Origin of the sequence: Pseudomonas sp. MYb13 (assembly GCF_002980075.1) — a bacterium.
Lineage (GTDB): Bacteria > Pseudomonadota > Gammaproteobacteria > Pseudomonadales > Pseudomonadaceae > Aquipseudomonas > Aquipseudomonas lurida.
The window spans coordinates 235,433-254,995 of record NZ_PCQI01000001.1 but is presented as its reverse complement, the minus strand read 5'-3'; the positions used below and the strand labels follow the sequence as shown (position 1 = coordinate 254,995).

At 60.1% G+C, this 19,563-nt stretch carries 17 protein-coding genes; 13 read left to right on the top strand and 4 right to left on the bottom strand.

The genetic code is table 11. The annotated features are described in order from the left end of the window. Positions 1–18: 18 nt before the first annotated feature. The 10 genes from tssE (at position 19) to CQ002_RS01120 (ending at position 14,239) form a co-directional block, all read left to right on the top strand. Complete coding sequence (tssE, locus tag CQ002_RS01165) at positions 19–534, top strand: type VI secretion system baseplate subunit TssE (RefSeq protein WP_027608263.1); 516 nt, start codon at positions 19–21, stop codon at positions 532–534. Beyond that, the gene (gene tssF, locus CQ002_RS01160) at positions 531–2,390 is read left to right on the top strand and encodes a type VI secretion system baseplate subunit TssF (RefSeq protein ID WP_105163061.1); all 1,860 of its coding nucleotides are present in this window, start codon (positions 531–533) and stop codon (positions 2,388–2,390) included. Before tssE ends, tssF begins: the two co-directional genes overlap by 4 nt. Next, positions 2,354–3,397, top strand: a complete 1,044-nt coding sequence (gene tssG / locus CQ002_RS01155; RefSeq protein WP_105163062.1) for a type VI secretion system baseplate subunit TssG — start codon at positions 2,354–2,356, stop codon at positions 3,395–3,397. The genes tssF and tssG overlap by 37 nt, the downstream gene beginning before the upstream one ends. Next, on the top strand, positions 3,390–6,062 hold the full coding sequence (gene tssH / locus CQ002_RS01150) for a type VI secretion system ATPase TssH (protein WP_105163063.1): 2,673 nt from the start codon (positions 3,390–3,392) through the stop codon (positions 6,060–6,062). Before tssG ends, tssH begins: the two co-directional genes overlap by 8 nt. A gap of 158 nt (positions 6,063–6,220) precedes the next feature. Beyond that, positions 6,221–8,164 carry a type VI secretion system Vgr family protein gene (locus CQ002_RS01145; RefSeq protein WP_034110327.1) on the top strand — a complete coding sequence of 648 codons (1,944 nt, stop codon included), beginning with the start codon at positions 6,221–6,223 and terminating at the stop codon, positions 8,162–8,164. Between the two features lie 15 nt (positions 8,165–8,179). Beyond that, positions 8,180–8,614, top strand: coding sequence for a DcrB-related protein (locus CQ002_RS01140; protein WP_105163064.1), 435 nt, complete (start codon positions 8,180–8,182; stop codon positions 8,612–8,614). 12 nt (positions 8,615–8,626) lie between these two features. Continuing rightward, positions 8,627–13,003: an RHS repeat-associated core domain-containing protein gene (locus CQ002_RS01135; RefSeq protein WP_105163065.1), complete on the top strand. Its 4,377-nt coding sequence runs from the start codon at positions 8,627–8,629 to the stop codon at positions 13,001–13,003. Then, positions 12,997–13,536, top strand: a complete 540-nt coding sequence (locus CQ002_RS01130) for a hypothetical protein (protein WP_034110330.1) — start codon at positions 12,997–12,999, stop codon at positions 13,534–13,536. Before CQ002_RS01135 ends, CQ002_RS01130 begins: the two co-directional genes overlap by 7 nt. Continuing rightward, entirely contained in the window at positions 13,533–13,841 is a 309-nt protein-coding gene (locus CQ002_RS01125) for a hypothetical protein (protein ID WP_034110332.1), read from the top strand. The genes CQ002_RS01130 and CQ002_RS01125 overlap by 4 nt, the downstream gene beginning before the upstream one ends. A gap of 152 nt (positions 13,842–13,993) precedes the next feature. Next, the gene (locus CQ002_RS01120) at positions 13,994–14,239 is read left to right on the top strand and encodes a hypothetical protein (RefSeq protein ID WP_146117449.1); all 246 of its coding nucleotides are present in this window, start codon (positions 13,994–13,996) and stop codon (positions 14,237–14,239) included. 382 nt (positions 14,240–14,621) lie between these two features. On the opposite strand, the gene CQ002_RS01115 is transcribed toward CQ002_RS01120, so the two are convergent. The 3 genes from CQ002_RS01115 to CQ002_RS01105 form a co-directional block, all read right to left on the bottom strand. Continuing rightward, on the bottom strand, positions 14,622–14,897 hold the full coding sequence (locus CQ002_RS01115) for an HU family DNA-binding protein (RefSeq protein WP_003176958.1): 276 nt from the start codon (positions 14,895–14,897) through the stop codon (positions 14,622–14,624). A 191-nt stretch (positions 14,898–15,088) separates the two neighbouring features. Beyond that, the gene (locus CQ002_RS01110) at positions 15,089–16,237 is read right to left on the bottom strand and encodes an NAD(P)/FAD-dependent oxidoreductase (RefSeq protein ID WP_105163067.1); all 1,149 of its coding nucleotides are present in this window, start codon (positions 16,235–16,237) and stop codon (positions 15,089–15,091) included. A 37-nt stretch (positions 16,238–16,274) separates the two neighbouring features. Beyond that, positions 16,275–16,442 carry a rubredoxin gene (locus CQ002_RS01105; RefSeq protein ID WP_015886569.1) on the bottom strand — a complete coding sequence of 56 codons (168 nt, stop codon included), beginning with the start codon at positions 16,440–16,442 and terminating at the stop codon, positions 16,275–16,277. A gap of 195 nt (positions 16,443–16,637) precedes the next feature. On the opposite strand from CQ002_RS01105, the gene CQ002_RS01100 reads away from it, so the two are divergent. Together CQ002_RS01100 and ubiA are read left to right on the top strand one after the other, a co-directional pair. Beyond that, the gene (locus tag CQ002_RS01100) at positions 16,638–17,201 is read left to right on the top strand and encodes a chorismate lyase (protein WP_034110339.1); all 564 of its coding nucleotides are present in this window, start codon (positions 16,638–16,640) and stop codon (positions 17,199–17,201) included. After that, the gene (gene ubiA, locus CQ002_RS01095) at positions 17,201–18,091 is read left to right on the top strand and encodes a 4-hydroxybenzoate octaprenyltransferase (protein ID WP_034110341.1); all 891 of its coding nucleotides are present in this window, start codon (positions 17,201–17,203) and stop codon (positions 18,089–18,091) included. Before CQ002_RS01100 ends, ubiA begins: the two co-directional genes overlap by 1 nt. Positions 18,092–18,219: 128 nt before the next feature. Here ubiA and CQ002_RS01090 read toward each other — a convergent pair whose 3' ends face one another. Beyond that, the gene (locus CQ002_RS01090) at positions 18,220–18,597 is read right to left on the bottom strand and encodes a hypothetical protein (protein WP_034110343.1); all 378 of its coding nucleotides are present in this window, start codon (positions 18,595–18,597) and stop codon (positions 18,220–18,222) included. 155 nt (positions 18,598–18,752) lie between these two features. On the opposite strand from CQ002_RS01090, the gene phoB reads away from it, so the two are divergent. Beyond that, complete coding sequence (gene phoB, locus CQ002_RS01085) at positions 18,753–19,442, top strand: phosphate regulon transcriptional regulator PhoB (protein WP_003176964.1); 690 nt, start codon at positions 18,753–18,755, stop codon at positions 19,440–19,442. Positions 19,443–19,563 lie beyond the last annotated feature (121 nt).

The window sequence follows — 19,563 nt, the reverse complement described above, 5'->3', positions numbered from 1 at the left end:
GTCCGTGGAGCTGCTTTGGTGGTAACTGAAATCGCTTCCCGCGACCGTCTGCAACCGTCCCTGCTGGACCGGCTGACTGACGACGACCCGACCAACCCCAAGGAAAGCGCCGACAAACGCGTGCTGTCCCTGACCCAATTGAAAGCCTCGGTACTGCGCGACCTGGCGTGGCTGCTCAACACCACGTCGTTGCTTGATGCCGATGCCACGCTGCACACCCAGGCCGGCACCTCCGTGGTTAATTACGGCCTGCCGGCGCTGGCGGGCAACAGCGTTTCCAGTGTCGACATCAAGGCCCTGGAAGCCCTGATCTACCAGGCCATCGCCACCTTTGAGCCACGCATCCTGCGCCATACGCTGCGGGTCAAGGCGCGTGTCGGCCATGGCGAGATGAATCACAACGCCCTGAGTTTCGAAATCGAAGGCGACCTGTGGGCACAGCCGGTGCCGTTGCGCCTGTTGCTGCAAACCGACCTCGACCTGGAATCCGGGCATGTGCGTGTGGTCAACGCCGACCAGCGGAGGCGCCCATGAACCCGCGCCTGCTGGAGCTGTACAACCAGGAACTGCACCATGTGCGCGAAAGCGCCGCGGAGTTCGCCAAGGAATACCCGAAGATCGCCAGTCGGCTGACCCTGTCCGGCATGGACTGCGCCGACCCGTACGTTGAGCGCCTGCTCGAGGGTTTCGCCTACCTCACCGCCCGCGTGCAGCTCAAGCTCGACGCCGAATACCCGACCTTCACCCATAACCTGCTGGAAATCGCCTACCCGCACTACCTGGCGCCGACGCCGTCGATGACCGTGGTGCAATTGCAGACCGACCCCGACGAAGGCTCGCTGACCAGCGGTTTCCCGTTGCCCCGCGACACCGTATTGCGTGCCGCCCTGGGCCGTGAAACCCAGACCTGCTGCGAGTACCGCACCGCGCACCCGGTGACGTTGTGGCCGCTGCAGGTCAGCAATGCCGAGTACTTCGGCAACCCCGCCGCCGTGTTGGGCCGGTTGGCGGCCAGTGAGCCGAAAGCCAAGGCCGGCCTGCGCCTCACCTTGCGCACCGGCGCCGAATTGCCCTTCAACAGCCTCGACCTGGATAACCTGCCGCTGTACCTCAGCGGTGCCGACGAACAACCGTTCCGCCTTTACGAGCAACTGCTGGGTAACGCCTGTGCAGTGTTTGCACGCAAGCCTGGCGGAGACTGGGTAGAGCGCCTGCCGCAAGATGCCCTGCGCTCTCGGGGTTTTGATGACGCCGACGCGGCCATGCCCGTGGTGGCGCGTGCGTTCCAGGGCTATCGCCTGCTGCAGGAATACTTCGCCCTGCCCCACCGTTTCCTGTTCGTCGAGTTCGCCGAGCTCGGCCGCGCGGTCAAGCGTTGCGACGGCCAGGAACTGGAGCTGATCGTGCTGTTCGACCGCCACGAGCCGAGCCTGGAAGGCAGCGTCGGCGCGGCGCAGTTCCTGCCGTTCTGCACCCCGGCGATCAACCTGTTTCCCAAGCGCGTAGACCGTATCCACCTGTCCGACCGGGTGAACGAACACCATGTGATCGCCGACCGTACGCGGCCGATGGATTTCGAGATTCATTCGTTGAGTGGCATCACCGGCCATGGCACCGGGCCGGAACAGCCGTTCTTGCCGTTCTATGCGGTGCGCGACCCGTCGCGCTATGGCCGCGACCAGGCCTATTACACCGTGCGCCGCGAGCCGCGCGTGTTGTCCAGCGACCAACGCCGCAACGGCCCGCGTTCCACGTACGTGGGCAGTGAAACCTTTGTCAGCCTGGTGGACAGCGGGCAAGCGCCTTACCGTCATGATCTGCGCCAGCTCGGCGTGACCGCGCTGTGCACCAACCGTGACCTGCCGTTGTTCATGAGCGTGGGCAACGGCAAGACTGACTTCACCCTGGCCGACAGCGCCCCGGTATTGGCCGTGCGCTGCGTGGCCGGCCCGAGCCGACCGCGCGCCAGCCACGCACATGACGCCAAGGCCTGGCGCCTGATCAGCCAGTTGTCGCTCAACTATCTGTCCCTGAGCGAACAGGGCCAGGGCGCGGCAGCCTTGCGCGAACTGCTGCGCCTGTATGGCGACAGCAACGACGCCGCCCTGCAATTGCAGATCGAAGGGCTGCGCGACGTCAGCAGCAAAGCGGTGACCCGCCGGCTGCCGATGCCCGGCCCGATCGTGTTTGGGCGCGGCCTGGAGATCACCCTGGAATTCGATGAAAACGCGTTTCGCGGCACCGGCGTGTTCCTGCTCGGTGCAGTGCTGGAACGCTTCCTGGCACGCTACGTGTCGATCAACAGTTTTACCGAGACGGTGATCCGTACCACCGAACGCGGCGAGATCATGCGATGGAAAGCCAAGCCCGGACGTCGTCCGACCCTGTGAGTACCCTGGATGCGATGCATCAGGAGCCCTGGGAATACGATTTCTTCCAGGCGTTGCGGCGTATCGAGTGCGAATCGCCTGAGCTGCCGCGCCTGGGCCATTCCCTGCGCCTGGCCGATGACCCGTTGCGCCTGGGGCAACAGGCGGATTGCACGTTCGCCCCGGCCACGCTGGCATCGGTCGATCCCGGTGGCGACGGCAAGCCGGCGCGGCTTGAGCAGTTCTTCTTTGGCCTCGGCGGCCCCAATGGCCCGCTGCCGCTGCATATCACCGAGTATGTACGCGAACGTCAGCGCAACAATGCCGACAGCACCAGCAAACAATTCCTGGACGTGTTCCACCACCGCCTGCTGAGCCTGTTTTACCGGGCCTGGGCCGAGGCGCGGCCGACGGTCAGCCACGACCGCCCGGACGATGACTACTGGTCTGCACGCCTCGCCGCCCTGAGTGGCCGTGGCATGCCGAGCCTGCTGAACCAGGGGCTCATCCCGGATACCGCGAAGCTGCATTACAGCGGCCACCTCTCGGCGCAAACCCGCTACCCGGACGGTTTGAAAGCCATTCTCGGCGAGTTCTTCGGCCTGCCGGTAGAGATCGAAGAGTACGTCGGCCAGTGGTTGGAGCTGCCTGAACGCAGCCGCGTGGGCGTGAGCGCCAACCGCCTGGGCGTGGACGTTTGCCTGGGCAGCTTCGTGTGGGACCGCCAGCACAAATTCCGTATCCGCCTGGGCCCCCTCAAGCTGGATGACTACATGGGCATGCTGCCCGGCCGCCAGGCTTTCAACGAGCTGGTGGCGTGGGTGGCCGAGTACCTGGGCCATGAACTGGACTGGGACCTGAACCTGGTTCTGCAACAACCCGAAGTGCCAGCGCTGCAACTCAACGGCCAGTTCCGCCTGGGCTTCAATACCTGGCTCGGCAAGCCCGAGCATGACGCCAACGACCTAATCCTGGCCCGGCACTACGCCGACCACGCCACCACCTCAAGGAATCCAGAGCATGGGTGAAATCAGTCGCGCCGCACTGTTCGGCAAACTCAACAGCGTGGCCTACAAGGCCATCGAAGCCGCCACCGTGTTCTGCAAACTGCGGGGCAACCCGTATGTGGAACTGGCCCACTGGTTTCACCAGTTGCTGCAACTGCAGGACTCGGACCTGCACCGCATCATCCGTCAGTTCAACGTCGAACCGGCGCGCCTGGCCCGTGACCTGACCGAAGCCCTGGACCGCCTGCCGCGCGGTTCGACGTCGATCACTGACCTGTCGTCCCATGTGGAAGAAGCGGTAGAGCGCGGCTGGGTCTACGGCAGCCTGATGTTCGGCGAAAGCCAGGTGCGCACCGGCTATCTGGTACTCGGCATTCTCAAGACCCCAAGCCTGCGCCATGCGTTGCTGGGCCTGTCTTCCGAGTTCGACAAGATCAAGGCCGAAGCCCTGAGCGAGCGTTTCGATGAATACGTCGGCGACTCGCCGGAAAATGCCTTGAGCGCCAGCGACGGTTTCAATGCCGGCGCCGTGCCAGGTGAGGCCAGCGGCGCGATGGCGCCGAGCGCGATGGGCAAGCAGGAAGCGCTCAAGCGCTTCACGGTGGACCTGACCGAACAGGCCCGTAGCGGCAAACTCGACCCGATTGTTGGCCGCGATGAAGAGATCCGCCAACTGGTCGACATCCTCATGCGTCGTCGCCAGAACAACCCGATCCTCACCGGTGAAGCCGGCGTGGGCAAGACCGCCGTGGTCGAAGGCTTCGCCCTGCGCATCGTCGCCGGCGACGTGCCTCCGGCACTCAAAGACGTGGAACTGCGCAGCCTCGACGTAGGCCTGCTGCAAGCCGGCGCGAGCATGAAAGGCGAGTTCGAACAGCGCCTGCGCCAGGTTATCGAAGATGTACAGGCCTCGGCCAAGCCGATCATCCTGTTTATCGACGAAGCCCACACCCTGGTGGGTGCCGGTGGCGCTGCCGGCACGGGCGACGCGGCCAACCTGCTCAAGCCTGCGCTGGCACGCGGCACTTTGCGCACTGTGGCCGCGACCACCTGGGCCGAGTACAAGAAACACATCGAGAAAGACCCGGCCCTGACCCGCCGCTTCCAAGTGGTGCAGGTTGCCGAGCCATCGGAAGACAAGGCGCTGCTGATGATGCGCGGCGTGGCGTCGACCATGGAAAAACACCATCAGGTGCAGATCCTCGACGAGGCCCTGGAAGCGTCGGTGAAGCTGTCTCACCGCTACATTCCGGCGCGCCAGTTGCCGGACAAGTCCGTGAGCCTGCTGGACACCGCCTGCGCCCGCGTCGCCATCAGCTTGCACGCAGTGCCGGCCGAAGTGGACGACAGCCGCCGCCGCATCGAGGCCCTGGAAACCGAGCTGCAAATCATCGCGCGCGAGCATGCCATCGGCATTGCGATTGGTGCTCGCCAGAGCAACAGCGAAGCCTTGCTGACGGCCGAGCGCGAGCGCCTGGCGACTCTGGAAAGCCGTTGGGCCGAAGAGAAAGCACTGGTGGATGAACTGCTCGCCACCCGCGCAACGCTGCGCGAAAAAGCCGGTGTGGTGGACAGCGCTTCCGGTCACAGCGACAGCGATGAACTGCGTGCACAACTGGTCGACCTGCAACAGCGTCTCACCGCCCTGCAAGGCGAAACCCCACTGATCCTGCCAACCGTGGACTACCAGGCCGTGGCCTCGGTGGTTGCCGACTGGACCGGCATCCCGGTGGGCCGCATGGCCCGCAACGAGCTGGAAACCGTGCTCAACCTCGACCAGCACCTGAAGAAACGCATCATCGGCCAGGACCACGCCCTGCAGATGATCGCCAAGCGCATCCAGACGTCTCGCGCCGGCCTCGACAACCCGAGCAAGCCCATTGGTGTGTTCATGCTGGCCGGCACCTCGGGCGTGGGCAAGACCGAAACCGCTCTGGCACTGGCCGAAGCCATGTACGGCGGCGAGCAGAATGTCATCACCATCAACATGAGCGAATTCCAGGAAGCCCACACGGTATCGACCCTCAAGGGCGCACCGCCGGGCTATATCGGCTACGGCGAAGGCGGCGTATTGACCGAAGCGGTGCGGCGCAAGCCCTATAGCGTGGTGCTGCTGGACGAGGTGGAAAAGGCCCACCCGGACGTGCACGAGATCTTCTTCCAGGTGTTCGACAAGGGCGTGATGGAAGACGGCGAAGGTCGGGTGATCGACTTCAAGAACACCCTGATCCTGCTGACGACCAACGCCGGCACCGAGTTGATTTCCCAGGTCTGCAAAGACCCGGCGAACGTGCCGGAGCCGGAAGACATCGCCAAGGCCCTGCGCCAGCCGCTGTTGGAGATTTTCCCGCCGGCGCTGCTCGGTCGCCTGGTGACCATTCCTTACTACCCATTGAGCGACGAGATGCTCAAGGCGATCACCCGCCTGCAACTCAACCGCATCAAGAAGCGCGTGGAGGGTACGCACAAGGTCGCCTTCGACTACGACGACGCGGTGGTCGACCTGATCGTCTCGCGCTGCACCGAAACCGAGAGCGGTGGGCGCATGATCGACACCATCCTCACCAACAGCCTGCTGCCGGACATGAGCCGTGAATTCCTCACGCGCATGCTCGAAGGCAAGGCGCTGGCGGGTGTGCGCATCAGCAGCCGGGATAACGAATTGCACTACCAGTTCAACGATTGACCTGACGGAATGCGATTAAAACTGTGGGAGCGGGCTTGCTCGCGAAGGCGGTGTGTCAGTTGACGCATCCGGTGGCTGATTCACCGCATTCGCGAGCAAGCCCGCTCCCACATTTGGAGCCGGTTCCTACAGTTATTAAGCAATTTACGGGTTAACCGATGCTATTCAACCAAGCCTCACGCCTGGCCAAGATCACCAGCCCCCTGGGGCCGGATGTGTTGCTGCTCAATGAAATGGGCGGCGGCGAAGAGCTGGGGCGGCTGTTCAACTACGAGCTGCAACTGACGTCCCTGGACGCCAACATCGACCTCAACCAGTTGCTCGGCAAGCCCATGAGCGTGGGCCTGCAACTGGCGGACGGCGGCGAGCGGCACTTCCACGGCATCGTCGCGCGGTGCAGCCAGAACATCGACCAAGGTCAGTTCGCCAGTTACCAAGTCACGCTGCGGCCTTGGTTATGGCTGCTCAGCCGCACCTCCGATTGCCGGATTTTCCAGAACCTGAGCATCCCGCAGATCATCAAGCAGGTGTTCCGTGACCTGGGTTTTTCCGACTTCGAAGACGCCCTGAGCCGGCCGTACCGCGAGTGGGAATACTGCGTGCAGTACCGCGAGACCAGCTTCGACTTCGTCAGCCGCCTGATGGAGCAGGAAGGCATCTACTACTTCTTCCGCCACGAGCAGGACCGCCATGTGCTGGTGCTGGCCGACGCCTACGGCGCCCACACCACGGTGCCGGGCTACGCGTCGATCCCCTACTACCCCAAGGACGAGCAGCAGCGCGAACGCGACCACATGCACAACTGGCACCTGGTGCAGGAGGTGCAGCCCGGCTCGCTGGAGCTCAACGACTACGACTTCCAGCGCCCCAGCGCCAGCATCGACGTGCGCTCGGCCATGCCGCGCCCGCACACTGCCGGTGACTACCCGCTGTACGACTACCCCGGCACCTACGTGCAAAGCGAAGACGGCGAACACTACGCCCGCACCCGCATCGAAGCCCTGCAAACCCTGCACGAACAGATCGAGTTCAGCGGCAATGCACGGGGCCTGGGTTCGGGGCATTTGTTCAGCCTCACCGGCTTCAGCCGCCAGGACCAGAACCGCGAATACCTGATCGTCGGCTGCCGCTACTACATCGTCCAGGAAAGCCTGGAAAGCGGCGGCGGCTCGGGCTCGGCGCAGTTTGAAAGCAGCCTGACCTGCATCGACGCCCAGCAAAGCTTCCGCCCGCTGGCCAACACCCACCGCCCTATCGTCAAAGGCCCGCAGACCGCGCTGGTGGTCGGCCCCAAAGGCGAAGAAATCTGGACCGACCAATACGGTCGCGTGAAGGTGCACTTCTACTGGGACCGTCACGACCAATCCAACGAAAACAGCTCGTGCTGGATTCGCGTGTCGCAATCCTGGGCCGGCAAGAACTGGGGCTCGATGCAGATCCCACGGATCGGCCAGGAAGTGATTGTGAGCTTCCTCGAGGGCGACCCCGATCGGCCGATCATCACCGGCCGCGTGTACAACGCCGAGCAGACAGTGCCCTACGACCTGCCGGAAAACGCCACCCAGAGCGGCATGAAAAGCCGCTCGAGCAAGGGCGGCACACCCGCCAACTTCAATGAAATCCGCATGGAGGACAAGAAGGGGTTGGAGCAGTTGTATATCCATGCCGAGCGGAATCAGGACATTGTCGTCGAAGTCGACGAAAGCCACTCTGTGGGGCATGACCGGAATAAGAGCATTGGGCATGACGAGGTAGTAACGGTCGGCAACGACCGCGTGCGTGCGGTCAAGCATGACGACATGCTCATGGTGGGGTTCAGCAAGACCGATGCCATCAGTAAGAGCTACCTGATTGAAGTGGGTGAAAACCTGCGTCTGGTCTGTGGCAAGAGCGTGCTGGAGCTCAACGCCAGCGGGCAGATCAACCTCACCGGCGTGCAGATTAACGTGTACTCCGAAGGCAGCTCCGAGATCAACACCGGGGGCAACTTGCACCTGAACATTGGCGGTAAGGGCGGCACTACGCCCATGGGCCAAGGGGTCAAAGGCGAAATCGACGCTGCCGTCAATTCCATGTTTCCCAAGCCGCCTTCCGGCCAATAACGAGATCCGAGTTTCATGACCTATCGACTCAATGAACTGCAATTCACACTGCCCAGCGATGAGGTGCAGGATGCGTCCATCAATATCCTGAAGTTCGCCGCGCTAGGCACATCCTTGATCGTCAGCCGTAGCCTGCTCGGCGATGGTGAAACACTGCAAAGCAACTTCGACGGCCAACTGGCCAAACTCGAGAAACAGGTGCAAGACTTGCGCTACCAACCGGCGCAGGTAGTTCGCGTGGGCGCGGCGCAGGATGTCGATGCCATCGAAGTACATAACCAGTTCAGCAAGGGCGCCGAGCGTATCTATCAATACCAGTTGGCGCTGGTTGTACCGGGCACCCAGCAGATGCTTGCCCTGAGCTATGTCAAAGCCCAGCCCCTGGGCGATGCAGAAAATGTCCACTGGGCAACGATCAAAAACACCCTGCTGCTGAATCCGAAGCCTTGAAGCCCTTCCTCCATGTCTGACGCACTTTGGGCGGCACGCCTCGGCGACGGCCTGCTACACACCTCGGTTATGGCCGACATCCTGGGCGGCGTGCTGGAAATCGCCGCCAACATCGCTATTACAGCGGTAGCCACTGCTGCGATCGTGGCCGCGACCGGTATTACCGTCGTTACCGGCGGCCTGGGCTGTTTTGTGCTCGGCGCGGTGGTGGGAATCATCGTCGGTATCGGCATGAGCAAGACGGGGGCGGACAAGGGGCTGACAAAGGTTTGCGACTGGATAGGCAACGCTTTGTTTCCGCCGGTGGTGATGGCGACGATCGCCACCGGCTCACACAACACCTTCACCAACGGCATACCCTCTGCACGTGCCGCAGGTGCTATCGGTCCGGTCAGCTCGCAACCCGCCGAAGGTGGCAGTCCCGAAGAAGCCAGCTACCTGGACATGGCCAAGGGTTTTTTCTCGCAGATGTGGCGTCCCACAGTAGCGGTTCCTGCGCCAGGCGCAGTACCCAAACCGCTGGATATCGTGATCTGCACCAAGCATCCGCCGATGCCGCCGCAGTTTATTGCCGAAGGCTCCAGCAAGGTCACTATCAACGGTCAGCCGGCCGCCCGTAGCGGTGACCGCAGCACCTGCGACGCCTCGATTGTCGAGTCGGGGATGATCTCCAGCAACGTGCGCATTGGCGGTAGTCCGGTAGTGGTCCGCGAGATTCGCAGCGGCAAGACGCCGGGTGTCGGGCTGGCGGTAACCGCGCTGTTGATGCTGCGCGGCGGTGGTTCGAAGTTCTTCAGCAAGCTGCCGTGCATGGTGGTGGGCGGACTGGTGTCGTGGGGCACCAGCCAGGTTACCAACGCCATTTCCTCTGCCGTAGTCGGCTCGCCCAACCCGGTGCATAGCTCGACGGGCGCGAAAATACTTGATGGCGAGGATGACCTGGACTTCGTCCTGCCCGGCCTTCTCCCTATCGAATGGCAGCGCTACTACAGCAGCCGAGACGAACGTCGAAATGGCCTGTTCGGCGCTAGCTGGAGCGTGATCTACGAAGTGTTTGTCGAGATTGGCGCACACCCCGAAGGTGGCGAGCGACTGGTCTATACCGATGAGCAAGCGCGCCAGATCGACATGGGTGCGATCCCGCTGGGTGGAGCTGTATTCAGCGCCGGTGAAGGCTTGAGCGTGCGGCGCAATACCAATGGCCAACTACTGATTGAAAGCGTTGATGGGCTCTATCGGCTGTTCGAGCCAACACCAGGCACTCCCTCGCAACTGCGCCTCAGCCAGTTAGGGGATCGCAATGACAACCGCATTTTTCTCAACTATGACGACCAGGGTCGGCTGAGCCAATTACGAGATACTTTCGACCATGTGCGCGTCGAACTCGGCTACAGCCAACAATGGCCGGCGCGGGTAGAGCGAGTCGATCGCGTTTACCCCGACCATAGTCGAGAAACCCTCGTCAGCTATGCCTACGACACTCGCGGCGACCTGGCTGAAGTTCGCGACGCCGCCGCAAACGTACAACGTCGTTTTGCCTATGACGCCGGCCAGCGGATGATCGAGCACCAACTGCCCACCGGGCTACGTTGCTACTACCACTGGGAATGCGTGGAAGATAGCGAGTGGCGTGTGGTGCGGCACTGGACCGATGAAGGTGACGAGTACCGGTTCGACTATGACCTGTCGGCCGGTGTGACCCGAATTACGGACGGCTTGCAACGCGTCAGCACACGCCGCTGGAACCCGCAGTACCAGATCACCGAGTACACCGACAATCTGGGGAAGACTTGGCAATTCGAATGGAATGAGGATCGTCAGTTGCTCAGCGCGACTGACCCACAAGGCGGCAAATGGCAGTTCGGCTACGACGAGTCCGGGAACCTGTGCAGCACTCAGGATCCGTTGGGGCGTATTGAATCCACATTGTGGCTGGAACATTGGTCACTGCCGTTGGTGGAGACCGATGCGGCAGGCCAAGCGTGGCAATATCAGTACGACCAACGAGGCAATTGCGTCAGTGAAATCGACCCCTTGGGGCATGTCACACAGTATCGCTACGACACGTTTGGTCAGGTGGTGGAGATCATCGACGCCACGGGTAAAAGCAAAACCCTGCGCTGGAATGAAACCGGACAGTTAATTCAGCATGTCGATTGTTCGGGGTACCCCACAGCGTTTGAGTACGACCGCCAGGGCCACTTGCAGGTAGTCATCGACGCCTTGGGTGAACGGCAGCGTTATCAACACGACAGCCAAGGCCGCCTGCTGCAAACCGAAATGCCGGACGGCCGCATCGAACAGTACCTGCGCGACACCAGCGGTCTGTTGATCGGCTATACCGACGCTGCGGGCCACACCACTCGCTACCAATACGGCCGTCGCGGGCAAGTGCGCCAACGAATAGATGCCCACGGCCGGCAGATTGAGTTCCGCTACGACGCCTACGGGCACCTCCAAACCTTGACCAATGAAAATGGTGAGAGTTACCGCTTTACCTGGGACCCGTGCGACCGTCTCGTGGAGCAACAAGACCTCGACGGCAGCGCCCGACGTTATGCCTATGACCTTCTGGATAACGTAGCCGCCGTTGAGTACGTGCCCAACGGGCAGACACCTGAGCCTTCAATTGTGCATCGACTCGAACGAGATGCAGTGGGCCGCTTGCTGCTGAAACAAACCGATGATGGTCGCACCGAATACGCCTACGACCCGTTGGACCAACTCACCGCTGTCACCTTCATCGGCAATGACGAAACCACCCAGGCACTGGCCTTCGCCTACGACGCGCGCGGCCAGTTGCTCATCGAACAAAGCGCCGCCGGCAGCCTGAACTACCACTACGATGAACTCGGCAACCTGATCCAGACGCAGTTGCCCGACGGACGCTGGCTCAACCGCCTTTACTACGGCAGCGGCCACCTGCACCAGATCAACCTCGACGGCCGCGTCATCTGCGACTTCGAACGCGACCGCCTGCACCGTGAAGTTCTGCGTACCCAAGGCCAGATCACCACACGCAGCGAATATGACCGCAGCGGCCGCCTGCGCTCAAGGATACGCCGCCCCAATGGCCAGCCCACGCAACTGCCGGCCGCCCAGCAAAAACACTTCGACTATGACCCGGCCGATAACCTGATCGGCCGCCTGGAGCGTGACCGCGATAACCGTCGGGATCAGCACCAACGGCTCCATTACGACGCGACCGGGCGCATCATCGCCAGCCAGGACGACATTCAAGGTCAGCGCGAAACCTTCGCCTACGATGCCGCCGCCAACCTGCTGGACGGCCCACAGGCCAATGCGGGCCTGGTGGTGCATAACAAGCTGTTGACCTATCAGGACAAACGTTACCGCTACGACGGTTTCGGTCGCATGATCGAAAAGCGCAGTGCAGCGCGTGGCGTACAGTATTTCGCCTATGACGCTGAGCATCGCCTGATCGAAGTCCGTAGCCAGAAGGATGGTCGCGAAACGGTCGTGAACATGACCTATGACCCGCTCGGCCGGCGCATCGCTAAAACCGAACATGACAGCAACGGCTACCCGTTGGGCGAAACCCGCTTTGATTGGGAGGGGTTGCGCCTGTTGCAGGAACATCGGCACAGCCAAACCAGCCTCTATATCTATGAAGAAGATGGCTATGCACCGCTGGCTCGAGTGGACGGCACGGGCGAGCATCAAAGTGTGCGCTATTACCACAACGACCTGAACGGATTGCCTGAGCAACTGACCGAAGCTGATGGGAAAACGGTGTGGCAGGCGCGGTATCAGGTGTGGGGGAATGCGGCCGAAGAAGTGCGTGAGGCGTACTTTATCGAAGAGCAGAATTTGCGGTTCCAGGGGCAGTATCTGGATCGGGAGGTTGGGCTGCACTACAACACATTTCGGTTTTATGATCCGGATGTGGGGCGGTTTACGACGCCGGATCCGATTGGGTTGATGGGTGGACTCAATCTGTACCAGTACGCGCCAAACCCCATTGGCTGGATTGACCCGTGGGGGTGGGCAGGTGACCCAGCGAAAGCGACCCACATCACCTACGTCGGCGTAAAAGACGGTAAACCTTATGTGGGTTACGCCAGCAAACCTGGACTGGGGCACTCTGCCCAGGATGTGTTGAACTATCGTTATCCTAACAAGGACATTTTCGACGTAGCACCGCGTGCCGTATTCAAAGGAAACGGACAAGAAGGTAAAGATATTGCACGTGGTTTAGAACAAAGGATTTATGAGGACAAATTGAAAGAAGGACCTGTCGCCAATAAGCAAAGGCCCGTAGGTCCGAAAAACAAAAGGCGGGATATTTACTTAGCTGCCGCTGATAAACATAGAGGTGTTAAGCCTCAAAAGCCCACTAGCAAACCTAAAGGTCCTGGAAGATGTTGAAAAAAATCACTTGGGAAGAGGGCAAGGTGTTCAGTTTGAAACTGAAAGAAGACTTGTACACTCTTGTCCAGATGCGTGCAGACTACTATCTTCAATTCTTTGATCTAACATGTGCTCAAGATGAATGGAAAGGTATGGATCTTGGAAAAGCCAATACCTTATTCTTTATCTTCACCTCGACCAAGGCATTGAAAAGTTTAGCTGTCAGCACACCGTCACCGGATGAGATAACCATTGATAAACGCCCTCCGGAAAAAAAAATGCTGAGAGCCATCATTGGCGGTAACTATGGAGCCGACTTGATCGAACTACCCGACTCTCTTGAGGAGTTGGAGGCTAAGGTTCTGAAGAATAATCTAACGCTCAGCGATGACTTAGAAACAATATACAAATATGAGCTTTCCGGCATGGTCGGTGATCCGGAAAAATTGCGAGAACGCTTGATAAATTATTTCGATAACGGAATAAACTGGGATAAGTCAAAGGAATTTTTATTCAAAGGCATCTCATTGCCCTCTGCAAAAAACATATGAAAAATAAAGAACTACAAAACTTTAAAACATATCACCTTAACCTGGGCAGCGAAGAAAAATTTGCTGCCAAGGTAAAGATCCTTTACGACAGGCTTATCGATAACCTAATGCTTCTTCCCGAAAAAGAAACTCAACTAGTTATTCTGGAAAACTTCAAACAGTGCATACTCAACATCAACAACTTCGAGGACGAAATAGAAACTGTTGAGCGCGAATCTGTGCTTGAGCATATTTATGCTATAGGGGAGATCGTGGGCCTAGACCCAACTTCAGAGTACGCAGAGGAGTGGCGAGGTGATTGGTGAAGAAAAAGGAGACAGATTCATTTAAGGATCGCCTAGCCAAGTAAGTAAAAAAATAAAATACATCCGTCCCCTTTATCGAAAGGTTTCCCGAAGTCTTCACGCGGTTTGTACAACAAAGCAATGAAAACCAACCTGCGTAAGGGATGCGGAAGATGAGCCTGATTAAAATCGTTGATTTGATAGAGAATTCTGACTGCACGACAACGCCTTCTACTGGGTTGCCGAGCAATCTCGTCCCCGATGACTTGGCCGATTTTTATAAGCATTACAGCAGCGCTGTTTTCTATCCAAAGGCACAGTACAGCTTCACAATTCTGGCGCCAGAGCTTGAACGTTCCGACTTTGTCGTTATGAACGAAGACTTGGACGACCAGACTCAGCTAACTGGTATGCACTAGTTAAATGCGAAGACCAAGTAATCTCTATAGATCTGACTCCAGGCCCGAAATTTGGGTACTGCTACGACTCATTCTGGGACAGCTATCCTACTGCTGACGAGAGCACCTTGGTTGCAAAATCATTTACTGAGCTGGTCGAAAAAATCATTAACTCCAGAGGTAGCAATCTTTTCTGGATACCTGGGCATACTTGATGAGGGATTGCCGTAATCGCCTCGAGCTGGATTGTATCTACTGACGATCCATACGGTGGTGCAAAAGACCAGGAACTCGTCGAAGGCATTCGTTAAAGCACTTAATAAGCGGCCACAAAAAAAGGGCACCCGACCCAGTCGGCGTGCCCATTTTCCTACCTCCCCGCCCCCTGTCGAGACGGCACTGCTTACGCGTTAACGGTGTCTTTAAGCGACTTGCCCGGCTTGAACGCAACGGTGTTGCTCGCCTTGATCTTCACAGGCTCACCGGTTTGCGGGTTTTTGCCGGTACGGGCGCCACGGTGGCGTTGCAGGAAGGTGCCGAAGCCCACCAGGGTGACGCTGTCCTTGCGGTGCAGGGCGCCGGTGATTTCTTCGAGAACGGCGTTGAGGACGCGGTTGGCCTGTTCTTTGGTGAGATCCGCTTTTTCAGCGATGGCGGCTGCGAGTTCTGGTTTACGCATATGTGAAGCCTCTTTGACGGTTTTTTGTTGTTATGTCCGTGCTGCTCGTCTGTGGAGCAGCGCCCAAAGCGCCGCAGGCTCTACTCTGCGGCAGACGGGAGTGAGGATGGCATGCCCTCGCACGCTCCGCCAGTCTCGCGGCGACCTTTCTCGGGGGAAAAACGTGCTTATTCCGACAGAACGACCGGTATTTACGCCAGCAACGGCGGAAGTTCTTTGTTGAGGGCGAGTTTTTCCATCACGGCGCTGCCGGTCAGCGCGTAACCCAGCAGGCGGCCGCTGGCGTCGCGGCACAGGGCCTTGATGTCGGCACCCTGGCCTTCGACGCTCCACACCCCTTCGGTGCCCCGTGGCGGTGGCGAAACCACCAGCGGGCAGACCGGGGTTTTCACGGTGACCGGCATCGGGCCATAGCTGACAGCTGTGGCGTTGCCGGCCAGGGTCTGGGCCAGGGCACGGGCGCAGCTCATCAGCGGCATGACGTACAGCAGGTTGAGGCCATCGACCTCGGCGCAGTCGCCCAGGGCGTAGATATTGGCGTGGGAGGTCTTGAGGTGGCGGTCCACCATGATCCCACGGTTGGTCTGCAGACCGGCGGCGGCGGCCAGGTCGACACGCGGGCGCAGGCCGATGGCCGAGACCACCAGGTCGCAGTGCACCACTTCACCGTCCGACAGGTGCGCTTCGAGGCCGTCAGCGTTGCGTTGCAGGCGGTTGAGCACCGGGCCCAGGTGGAAACGCGCGCCCAGCCCTTCCAAGCCGGCCTGTACCGCTGCGGCCGCCGCCGGGTGCAGCAGGGTCGGCATGACTTGCTCGCACGGCGCCACCAGGTCGATTTCATAACCGCCGAGGATCAGGTCGTTGGCGAATTCACAGCCGATCAGGCCGGCGCCAAGCAGCAGCACGCGGCGTTTGCCGGCGGCGGCGGCACGAAAGCGTGCGTAGTCTTCGAGGTCATTGATCGGGAAAATCAGCTCAGCCGCATCGCCTTCAACCGGCACACGCACGGTTTCTGCGCCCCAGGCCAGGATCAGGTCGCGGTAGGCCACCGCTTCCTCGCCGATCCACAGGCGCTTGTGACCAGGGTCGATACCGCTGACGCGGGTATGGGTGCGCACTTCGGCCTTGAGTTGCTCGGCCATGGCGCCAGGTTCAGCCATGCTCAAGCCATCGGCTTCCTTGTTCTTGCCAAAGCCGGTGGAGAGCATGGGCTTGGAGTAGGAGCGCCCGTCATCCGCGGTGATCAGCAGCAATGGGGTCTCGCTGTCGAGCTTGCGAAACTCCCGGGCCACGTTGTAACCGGCCAATCCTGTGCCGATGATCACGACAGGTGCGTTCATTCCTTTCTCCTTCTAGTACTTATCTGAAAACCGAAAATTAGCCGATTTCGATCATTTCGAAATCCATTTTGCCCACGCCGCAGTCTGGGCACAGCCAGTCTTCGGGGACGTCTTCCCAACGGGTGCCAGGCAGAATTCCGTCATCCGGCCAGCCGTCTTTCTCGTCATAGATCAGGCCACAGACTACACATTGCCACTTCTTCATCACTTGCTTCCTCAGGGTCCAGGCATCTTGGCCGACGGTCGATAGACCCGCGTTGCCGTGCGGCTCAGGGCGTTTTGTACTGATCGGGGGCGGCAGATGCAAGCACGATCGACGCAAACAGCCGGTTCAGTCCGGCAAAACCCCGGGACGCCATGGTAAGCTCGCCGCCTCTTTTGCTGCCAATACTGACTCACCGTGCCGCACTCAATCGTCCCTCCCGATGCTTGCCAATGGCTGATCCAGAGCCTTCTGAGCCCTGCGCCCGCACCCTTGATCCTCAATTGGCTGTTCAACGAAGACTCGCTGACGCGGCGACTGACGTGGCTGTCCAACGATGGTTTCAGCGTCACGCCACTGTTCGAGGGCTGGCAGCCGCTGCGCGATGATGAATGCGCCGCCCTGGCGCTGGCACCGGCCAGTATCGGTTGGGTGCGCGAGGTGTATCTGCGTGGGCATGGCCAACCGTGGGTGTTCGCGCGCAGTGTGGCGGCGCGCAGTGCCTTGCAGGGGGACGGCTTGCACATGGATGAATTGGGCAGCCGCTCGCTGGGCGAACTGTTGTTCTGCGACAGGGCGTTCACCCGCCAGGCGATCGAAGTGTGCCATTACCCACGAACCTGGTTGCCCACCGCCGATCAGGTCGACGGGCTGTGGGCACGCCGCTCACGCTTCGATCGCGGCCCTTTGAGCGTGCTGGTCGCGGAGATCTTTTTGCCTGGCTTCTGGCACGCGCTGCACGCCCATCCGGAGAACTGCTGATGTATCAACGTCTGCTCAAGTCCCTGAACCACCTGAACCCCAGGGCCTGGGATTTCATTCAGTTGACGCGCATGGACAAACCCATCGGCATCTACCTGCTGCTGTGGCCAACGCTATGGGCGCTGTGGATCGCCGGCAAAGGCTCGCCGTCCTTGGTCAATATCGTGATTTTCGTACTGGGTGTGGTACTGACCCGCGCCGGCGGCTGCGTGATCAATGACTGGGCCGACCGCAAGGTCGACGGCCATGTAAAACGCACCGAACAGCGCCCACTGGTGAGCGGCAAGATCAGTTCGAAAGAAGCCCTGGTGTTTTTTGCGGTGCTGATGGGCATCAGTTTCCTGCTGGTATTGCTGACGAACGCCACCACCATCCTGCTGTCCCTCGGTGGCCTGGCCCTGGCGGCGAGCTACCCGTTCATGAAGCGCTACACCTATTACCCGCAGGTGGTGTTAGGGGCTGCGTTTTCGTGGGGCATGCCGATGGCGTTCACCGCCGAAACCGGCAACCTGCCCGCCGCTGCGTGGCTGTTGTATATCGCCAACCTGCTGTGGACCGTGGGCTACGACACTTATTACGCCATGACCGACCGTGATGATGACTTGAAAATCGGCGTGAAATCCACCGCCATTCTGTTCGGTGAAGCCGACCGCGTGATCATCCTGACCCTGCAGGGCCTTTCACTGGCGTGCCTATTGCTGGCGGGCGCACGGTTCGAGCTGGGGGGCTGGTTTCACCTGGGGTTGTTGGCGGCGGCGGGCTGTTTCGCCTGGGAGTTCTGGTACACCCGGGACAAGGACCGCCTGAAGTGCTTCAAGGCATTCCTGCACAACCACTGGGCAGGGTTGGCGATATTTGTCGGGATTGTGGCGGACTACGCGTTTCGCTGAATTTTTTGTGACAGCTGGGCTGACGCCTTCGCGGGCAAGTCGAATCGTCGCACCGCCGCTCCCACATTTGGAATGCCTTCCCCTGTGAGAGCGGGGTTGCCCGCGAAGGCGTCAGCGGCGCCGCAGGATCAGGGCTTGATGACGTGCCACGCCCCACCCTTGCCATCACCCGTCATATCACCGGTCTTCTTGTCATCCTTGTAGGTGTAGACAGGTTTACCGTCATAGGCCCACTGGCTGGTCTGGTCGTCGCGGGTGATGACTGTCCACTTGCCCATCGACTTGTCGGTGGACTCCGCCTTCAACGGCGGCCAATTGGTCGCGCACTGGTCCTTGCACACTGACTTGCCGTCAGCATCCTTATCGAAGGTGTAGAGGGTCATGCCCTTGTGGTCGACCAGCATCCCGTCTTTAGTCATCGCTGGCTCCGCCGCAAATGCCAGGGTCGGCAGCGTCAACGCCGCCGTTACCAGCAGGGCTTTCCAGGAAATCGTGCTGTAAGTCATCGGAACCTTCCTTTTTCGGTTGTCAGGATTCGGACCCAAAGCGTAGTCCAGAGAGGCACGAATTGCCCAAGCGACTAAATTACTGTCACACGACTGCAATAATTCCGTTATCTAATGCGGCGCAAGACAGTTAAATGACAAGAGGATTTTTGAGCATGGTTGGCAGGAGCATTCTGATTGTTGACGACGAAGCGCCCATCCGCGAGATGATCGCCGTTGCGTTGGAAATGGCCGGCTACGACTGCCTGGAGGCGGAGAACTCCCAGCAGGCCCATGCCATTATCGTCGACCGCAAGCCAGACCTGATCCTGCTGGACTGGATGCTGCCCGGCACCTCCGGCATCGAACTGGCCCGCCGCCTCAAGCGTGACGAGCTGACGGGGGACATCCCGATCATCATGCTCACCGCCAAGGGCGAAGAGGACAACAAGATCCAGGGCCTGGAAGTCGGTGCCGATGACTACATCACCAAGCCGTTTTCCCCACGCGAGCTGGTCGCGCGCCTGAAGGCCGTGCTGCGCCGTGCTGGCCCGACCGATGGCGAAGCGCCGATCGAAGTCGGCGGCCTGCTGCTGGACCCGATCAGCCACCGCGTGACCATTGACGGCAAGCCGGCCGAGATGGGCCCGACTGAATACCGCCTGCTGCAATTCTTCATGACCCACCAGGAACGCGCCTACACCCGTGGCCAACTGCTGGACCAGGTGTGGGGCGGCAACGTGTACGTGGAAGAGCGCACCGTGGACGTGCATATCCGCCGCCTGCGCAAAGCCTTGGGCGATGCCTATGAGAACCTGGTACAAACCGTGCGCGGCACCGGCTATAGGTTTTCAACCAAAGGTTGAGCTACAAGCAATTAGCCACAGGCCGCAAGTTCAAAGCGGGACTGCATTAGCTTGGAGCTTGCAGCTTGAAACTTGAAACTGCTCCGAAGGACGCACCTTGAACCAAAACTGGCATGGCACC